This is a genomic window from Anaerostipes faecis (genome assembly GCF_910574135.1).
In the GTDB taxonomy this organism is placed as follows: domain Bacteria; phylum Bacillota; class Clostridia; order Lachnospirales; family Lachnospiraceae; genus Anaerostipes; species Anaerostipes hominis.
Genome location: NZ_CAJSYK010000046.1, coordinates 1 through 7492, shown reverse-complemented (window position 1 = coordinate 7492; position 7492 = coordinate 1). Strand labels below are relative to the sequence as shown.

Annotated in this window: 7 protein-coding genes, 1 other RNA gene and 1 pseudogene; 4 read left to right on the top strand and 5 right to left on the bottom strand. The window is 44.8% G+C overall.

Going from position 1 to position 7492, the window contains the following annotated elements; genetic code table 11:
- Window positions 1-201: pseudogene (locus QGT46_RS16565) on the bottom strand (transposase); the annotation flags it as partial.
- Window positions 202-396: 195 nt separating this feature from the next.
- An RNA gene (ffs, locus tag QGT46_RS16560) (signal recognition particle sRNA large type) lies at window positions 397-658 on the bottom strand.
- Window positions 659-914: 256 nt separating this feature from the next.
- Here ffs and QGT46_RS17600 point away from each other — a divergent pair.
- Window positions 915-1130, top strand: a complete 216-nt coding sequence (locus tag QGT46_RS17600; protein WP_148460210.1) for a CorA family divalent cation transporter — start codon at window positions 915-917, stop codon at window positions 1128-1130.
- Here the strand turns inward: QGT46_RS17600 and tadA are convergent.
- Window positions 1043-1501: a tRNA adenosine(34) deaminase TadA gene (gene tadA / locus QGT46_RS16555; RefSeq protein ID WP_024728997.1), complete on the bottom strand. Its 459-nt coding sequence runs from the start codon at window positions 1499-1501 to the stop codon at window positions 1043-1045. The genes QGT46_RS17600 and tadA overlap by 88 nt on opposite strands.
- 66 nt (window positions 1502-1567) lie before the next feature.
- Here tadA and QGT46_RS16550 point away from each other — a divergent pair, with 66 nt between their 5' ends.
- Window positions 1568-2788 carry a DUF6128 domain-containing protein gene (locus QGT46_RS16550; protein ID WP_301591642.1) on the top strand — a complete coding sequence of 407 codons (1221 nt, stop codon included), beginning with the start codon at window positions 1568-1570 and terminating at the stop codon, window positions 2786-2788.
- Here QGT46_RS16550 and rsmA read toward each other — a convergent pair.
- Together rsmA and QGT46_RS16540 are read right to left on the bottom strand one after the other, a co-directional pair.
- Window positions 2785-3645 carry a 16S rRNA (adenine(1518)-N(6)/adenine(1519)-N(6))-dimethyltransferase RsmA gene (gene rsmA, locus QGT46_RS16545; RefSeq protein ID WP_024728999.1) on the bottom strand — a complete coding sequence of 287 codons (861 nt, stop codon included), beginning with the start codon at window positions 3643-3645 and terminating at the stop codon, window positions 2785-2787. The two genes, QGT46_RS16550 and rsmA, sit on opposite strands and share 4 nt — an antisense overlap.
- Window positions 3646-4419 (bottom strand): TatD family hydrolase, encoded by a 774-nt coding sequence (locus QGT46_RS16540; protein ID WP_148460211.1) that lies wholly within the window; start codon window positions 4417-4419, stop codon window positions 3646-3648.
- Between the two features lie 172 nt (window positions 4420-4591).
- Here QGT46_RS16540 and QGT46_RS16535 point away from each other — a divergent pair, with 172 nt between their 5' ends.
- Window positions 4592-5986 (top strand): glutamate synthase-related protein, encoded by a 1395-nt coding sequence (locus QGT46_RS16535; protein ID WP_148460212.1) that lies wholly within the window; start codon window positions 4592-4594, stop codon window positions 5984-5986.
- 142 nt (window positions 5987-6128) lie between these two features.
- Window positions 6129-7334 carry an IS256 family transposase gene (locus QGT46_RS16530; RefSeq protein WP_420360583.1) on the top strand — a complete coding sequence of 402 codons (1206 nt, stop codon included), beginning with the start codon at window positions 6129-6131 and terminating at the stop codon, window positions 7332-7334.
- Window positions 7335-7492 lie beyond the last annotated feature (158 nt).

Here is a 7492-nt window from a genome sequence, read left to right as displayed (position 1 = left end):
GATGACATTTACGGGAGTATTTGGACGAGAAGCTTTACTACTATACAATACAGAAAATATATCTTCGTTTATGGCAGGAAAAATCCTATCCGAAAAAGTCTTTGCCCATGATTTTTCAAGAAACTTACGTTCTCTTTCTGTCAGGTTAAATGTGCTGTCAGTCAACGACATTTGTTGACTATTATTTGATACAAAAGCCATGCGAATCACCTCGATATTTGATATTTATATTTTACCAAATATTCGGATGGATTGATATATCGTGTTAAATTTTCAAGGTACAAATTTATATCAAAGGTCAATGACCTTTTGACACCCTAATCCTATGAAATAAAAAACGATTCTAAAGCTATGCCTTAAAATCGGTTTCTAAATACAAATATTCTATTTTAAAATCCGTGCGGCCTGCGTTGAACTCTCTCCACAGACGTTACCTTCACAGTTAACTCAGCCCAGGCACCCTTACGGCACATGAGAGGTTCTACTTAGTGCTGCTTCGTTCCCGACCTGACACGGTTCATAGATTCTCATTGCGTAAGACCCAAACATCAACGCCACTTATGAAGGGCAGCTCCACAGAGAAAAGCCCGAAACAGGCCATCACCTCTGCTTTAGCGGATTGCAGATACAGGGCACCGCTGCCTCCCCGGCTGCACGGAAGCTTTTTGACGTATTAAAATTATATTATGTGTGCAGATTTGATTATACTAAATATTCTTCACATTCGTCAACTTTTATTTTATTTTCTATTGTATTTTTCCCTTTCAATACTATAATTGATAGGATAAAGGAAGGTGAGACTATGAATTATCCAATGCAGGACGGCACTGCAAAGCTGCTTACAACTGAAGAATATTTTAAAATGTACTCGGATCTGTGCCCTTATCAGCCATTCCTTGACACAGTCAGGAATCATGGCATCAACAGCTGTAAGGCCGATGTTTTTTCCTCTTTCCCTGATCACCAGGTGGTACGGAATGAATTTCAGAAATATGCCGGGACTTCATTATCCTTACAGCTATTTTATCCTTATCGGCAATACTTATCCCTTCTTTCTCAGCTGCCGGAAAAAATCACTCATCATCCGGCTGCATTCTTCTCCGAGGACTCCCGATTCAATCTCCGCCTGATGGTTGAATTCCTCCCTTTGAAGGATATTCAGGACAGAGCCTGCACATCCCGCTTTAGGATTCATTGCCCCGATAACGACCTTTGGTATTCTCGCCTGGACTATAGCCCCCGCGCACATCTGGCACGGCTCCAGAGTGATATACATCGTACATTCTTCAAGCCGCCAGTCTCCTGTCTTTTTGCTGGCTTTCTCAATCGCTAATAACTCGGCATGGGCCAGAGTTGTTTTTCTCTTATTTCTTTGATTGTAAGCCCTGGCTATGATCTTTCCGTCCGATACTATGACACAGCCGATGGGCACGTCCCCTATAGCCGCCGCTTTCTTTGCCTGCTTTATGGCTTCTTTCATAAATTTTTCATTTTCATTCATTCTGTCTTCCTCCGGTCATATTTTTTAATCCCTCCTCATAGAATAAATCAAAAAGAGAGTATCACATTGGCTGAATATCAACGAATCGTTTCATATCTATACGAATACAGCAATGGCATGAAAGGCGAAAATGTAGGATTCGCCAAAATTGAGAAGCGTCAAAAACAGCTTCGCTTATACTTCCATGTCAAAACAAATGACGAGGCCTTAACGTACAAAATCTATTTTTACAGGTTCCGCCACGGAACCATGGAAGGCATCTTATTAGATTCCTTCCAGCGCAATGACACCATCATTGAGTTTAAGAATACTTACCCTCTGGTTGTAGATCTGGACCAGGTGGACGGCTTTTTGATCTATCACTCCAACAGCCATTTTTTTGGATCAGAGTGGGATGACAAACCGATCACTATACGAAATTTCCTGCCGACAGAAGACATGGCAGAGAAGCCGGAGGCTGTCCAGGCAGAAGAAAACAAAGAGCCTGAAGCTCCTGTTCTGGAAACCCAGGAACCGCCGGAACCTGCCCCGGAAGAAAGTATACCTGAGTCCGGCCCTGTACAGAATCCTGCTCCATCAGACAAAGAAGTTCCAGAGGAAGATGAAGAAGAACTGCCGTCCAGCGCTCCTGAGCCTCCTCCGATAGAAGATCCTTTTGATGAACTTCCGCAGGAAATTCCGATTCCTGCCGGGACCCCTGAAACGGAATCCACGGTGCCCGAACCGGCGCCCGAACCGGCAGGTCAGCCTCCCCGTGTCTATGTAGAACCGGAAGTTCCGGAAACTGAACCTGTGAGCGCAGAATCATTGAATGAAGAGGAACCGTCAAAAGAAGAAACTGCCGGACAGCAGGAAGAACGTACTGCTGATCCTGATTCAAAACTGGCAGAATATATTGAAGCCCTTCAACTAGAAAAGAAAGCCAAAGAACAGGGAATGCCGAACACACCCAGTCTCTTTGACTGGAAGGAGTATCCCACCTTGCCCTTACCTCCTTCTTATATGCTGGATCCTAGCATCAAAATCAAAGTAGATGACCTTCAGAATATTCCTCATGTGCCGGAAAATATGAAGACCAACGGATTCCTTTTGCTGAACTACGGAAATTACGGACATCTGATGTTATGTCAGCACAGACAGACAAACAGGATCTATCTGGGCGTTCCAGGCGTTTTTGACAATGAAAAAAATTTCATCGCAAAACTTTTTGGATTCAGAGATTTCTTAACCGTGCCGGAATCCTGCCAAAAGACAGGAAACTTCGGCTACTGGATTCTGGCTCTCTAGCCCTCCAGCAGGTCACTGAGCCTTGCAAACTGTTCAAGGCTCAGTGCCTCACCACGAATCGTCGGAGAAAGTTCCATTTCCCCAAGAGCTTCCACCACCTGTTCCTTAGAAAAATGAAGTGCGCTGCTGTTGTTAATTCCGTTCTGCAGTGTTTTTCTTCTCTGGTTAAAAGAAGCCCTGATAATGGAAAACATCAGCTTTTCATTTTTTACCTTTATCGGCATATCTTTATATCTTGTCAGGCGGATGACTGCGGAGCCCACTTTGGGCCGGGGCATAAAGCAGTTGGGCGGCACATTGGCTACGATATATGGTTCGGCATAAAACTGGACAGCCAGTGACAGCGCACCGTAATCTTTCGTGCCCGGCACTGCCTGCATCCTCTGTGCCACTTCCTTCTGTACCATGACCGTAAGGCTGTCCATAGGAACATTCTTTTCAAACAGTCCCATGATGATCGGCGTTGTTATATAGTACGGCAGATTTGCCACGACTTTGATCGGTCTTCCCTGATTTTTCTCCTCTGCGATCTTCCCGATGTCTACCTTCAGAATATCTTCATTCAAGACTTCCACATTGTCATATCCGGCCAGAGTTTCTTTGAGGATCGGGATCAGATTGTGATCGATCTCCACAGCCATGACCTCCCTGGCATGTTCTGAGAGATACTGGGTCATCGTGCCGATACCCGGTCCTATCTCCAGCACAAAATCGTCCTTGGTTATGTGTGCTGCGTCTATGATTTTCTGAAGCACATGACTGTCAATCAGGAAATTCTGTCCGAACTTCTTCTGAAAATCAAAGTTATATTTTTGAATGATCTCTATTGTTTTTTTTGGGCTGCTTAACTTCTCCATCTAAACCTCTTTCATCCGGTACATCATTCTGGCATTCTGATCTGTGACCTCAATAACTTCTTTCGTGCCGATCCCTTTGAGCACGGCAATCTGTTCCGCCACATAGGGCAGGTTTAATGAGGAATTTCTCTTTCCCCGGTTCGGTTCCGGTGCAAGATAAGGGCTGTCCGTCTCCAGCAAAATTCTGTCCAGCGGCACATAGGAGACAACCTCTTTTAATGTTTTGCTGTTCTTAAATGTCACAACTCCTCCAATTCCAAGATAAAATCCCATATCTAAAAACTTCTTTGCCATTTCTTTGGGGTAAGAAAAGCAGTGGACCACTCCCCCAATCTCTTCTGCGTGGGCTGCCCGCATCATATCCTCCGTATCTTTCGCGGCATCCCGGCTGTGGATTACCATCGGAAGCTTCGTTTCCCTGGCAAGCTCCATCTGTGCCTCAAACCATTTTCTCTGTACAGGACGTTCGGGTTCGTCCCAGTAATAATCCAGTCCAATCTCCCCAATGGCAAGAATTTTGGGATTTGACGCATATCCTTTAAGCTCGTCCAGATCCTCTGTCTTCATCTCACCGGTTTCCGACGGATGAACCCCCACCGCGCCATAAAGAAACGGATACTTTTCTGCGGCTTTTACCGTCCACCTTGATGTTTCCATATTAGAACCAACGTTTACGATCGTACCAATTCCATTCTTCTCCATAGAATCCAGCAGTTCTTCGCGGTCTTTGTCAAACTGCTCATCGTCGTAATGAGCATGAGTTTCAAAAATCATATTCTTTCCTCCAAAAATTGTTTTTACTCTGATACAATTTCTCATTCATATGGTATAATAAGAATAATTTTTATTTCATTGCAAGGCTGTATCTGTGAGCAAAAAATCTTTTGACCCCAAATTTATAACATAAGACAACATTTTTTATTATAACACGAATCGGAGGTTTTTTATGAGTATTTTTAAATGCAGTATCTGCGGCTACGTCTACGACGAAGAAGCCGAATCAATTCCCTTTACTTTGCTGGGAGCTGACTATACATGTCCGGTCTGCAAGGCATCAAAAGATAAATTTGAGCCCACGGAAGTCAAAAGAACTCCTGCTCCCGCAAAGGACAATCCCCTGGCTTACCCCGATGCCTTTGCAAAGTCCGGTTCAAATGAATTTCCTCAGATGGATGCCATACATCAGATGGCTCTTACGGGTTCGTCTGTAGTTGATGCCATGGGCACCTTAAAGCCCATTATATCCTGGGATGATATTTTGATTATGGGCGCCCAGCTGAACCCGGCACCATTAAATGCGGGCGATCCTGTAGACACCAAAACAGTTATCGGTAAGAAGGCTAAAAAGCCAATGGAACTATATCACCCCATCTATGTATCCCATATGTCTTTCGGAGCCTTGTCCAAAGAGTTAAAAACCGCACTTGCCAAGGGCAGCGCTATGTCCAAGACCGCCATGTGCAGCGGCGAAGGAGGAATCCTTCCCGAAGAACGTCAGGCAGCCTACAAGTACATATTTGAATATGTTCCGAACCTGTACAGTGTCACGGAAGAAAACCTCCGCAGCGCAGACGCCATAGAGATTAAGATCGGACAGGGAACCAAGCCCGGCATGGGCGGGCACCTGCCCGGAGACAAAGTTACCCCGGAGATTGCAAAGATCAGAAATAAGCCTTTAGGCCAGGACGTGATCAGCCCCTCCAAATTTCCGAATCTTAATTCCAAAGAGGATTTAAAAACAATGGTGGAATGGCTGAAAGATGTCTCCGGAGGAAGGCCTGTGGGCGTAAAGATCGCAGCCGGGCATATAGAACAGGACCTTGAATGGATCGCATATGCCGATGCCGACTTTGTCACCATAGACGGGCGGGGCGGGGCCACAGGTGCCAGTCCCCGGACATTAAAAGACAACACTTCCATCCCTACGATCTTTGCGCTGTCCAGGGCCAGAAAATATCTGGACCGCCATCACCTTTCCATGGATCTGGTCATCACCGGAGGACTCAGGCTTCCGGGGGATTTTACAAAAGCACTCGCCATGGGTGCAGATGCCGTAGCGATCGCTTCTGCTGCTCTTGTAGCCGCTGCCTGCCAACAGTACCGGATCTGCAATACAGGACAATGTCCGGTCGGTGTTGCCACCCAGGATAAAGAATTGAGAAAACGCCTTCATGTTGACCATTCGGCCAAACGTCTCTGTAATTATCTGAATGTGTGCAGGTCTGAGCTGGAAATGTTCGGACGCGTTACCGGTCATGCAAATATCCATGATCTGAGTGTTTCAGATCTCAGGACAACCAACAGGGAGATATCAGAGTATACGGACATTGAACATGTATAAGTTTTTAACATTTTCTTAAAAAATGAGTGTGTGAAACTTTTTCTGTAAAATAGAACTTAGAAGGTTCTTCTATGATAAAATAAAAATCATAGGAGGGCCTTTTATTATGGCAAGAGAAAAGAAACCAGTACACAAAGTACAAATGACGGAAGGGAAACGCAACATCATCCATCAGCTCCTGGAGGAATACCATATCCAAACAGCACAAGATATTCAAGATGCCCTGAAAGATCTCCTTGGCGGAACCATCAAGGAGATGATGGAAGCGGAACTGGATGATCATTTGGGATATGCAAAATCAGAACGCTCCGACAATGAGAATTACCGTAATGGATACAAACCAAAACAGGTAAATAGCAGTTATGGTTCTATGCAGATCCCTGTGCCACAAGATCGGAAATCTACTTTCGAACCACAAGTAGTGAAAAAACGGCAGAAAGATATTTCTGATATTGACCAAAAGATCATTTCCATGTATGCAAAAGGGATGACGACCCGGCAGATATCAGAAACCATGGAGGAGATCTATGGCTTTGAAACCTCGGAAGGATTTATCTCTGATGTCACAGACAAGATCCTGCCCCAGATCGAAGACTGGCAAAACCGGCCGCTGGATGAGGTCTATCCAATCCTATATATTGATGCCATCCACTATTCTGTCCGTGACAATGGAATGATCCGTAAACTTGCCGCCTATGTGATTCTTGGGATCAATACGGAAGGGAAAAAAGAGGTACTTACGATCCATGTGGGAGAGAATGAGAGTTCAAAATATTGGCTGTCTGTATTGAATGAGCTGAAAAACCGTGGTGTAAAAGACATCCTGATCATCTGTGCGGATGGTCTTACCGGAATAAAGGAGGCCATTGCTGCAGCATTCCCGAAAACGGAATATCAAAGATGCATCGTCCATCAGGTGAGAAATACCTTAAAATATGTTCCAGATAAGGACAGGAAGGCGTTTGCTGCAGATTTAAAGACGATCTATCAGGCATCGGATGAAAAGAAGGCCCTTGCAGCCCTTGAACGTGTGACAGAGAAATGGACACCCAAATATCCGAATTCGATGAAACGCTGGAAGGACAACTGGGATGCTGTTTCTCCCATCTTCAAGTTTTCAGCAACCGTCAGGAAGGTGATATACACAACCAATGCCATAGAATCACTGAATTCCACCTATCGGAAGCTGAACCGCCAGAGAAGCGTATTCCCAAGTGATACGGCGCTGTTGAAAGCGCTGTATTTAGCGACATTTGAGGCTACAAAGAAATGGACGGTAACGATGCGCAACTGGGCACAGGTATATGGGGAGTTAAGCATCATGTACGAGGGACGACTTCCAGAGTAATTCAAAGACGGCCTAAAACGGGCGGATTTACCGCCTGCTGTTGACATGTTTTTTTGTAACTGTTATATATAAAGTAAGGGCGAAAAGCCTGTTTTTCAAGACTTTCGCCCTTCATTATCATAGAAGAATCTTATTTACAGACTTTTTTTCATAGTCTC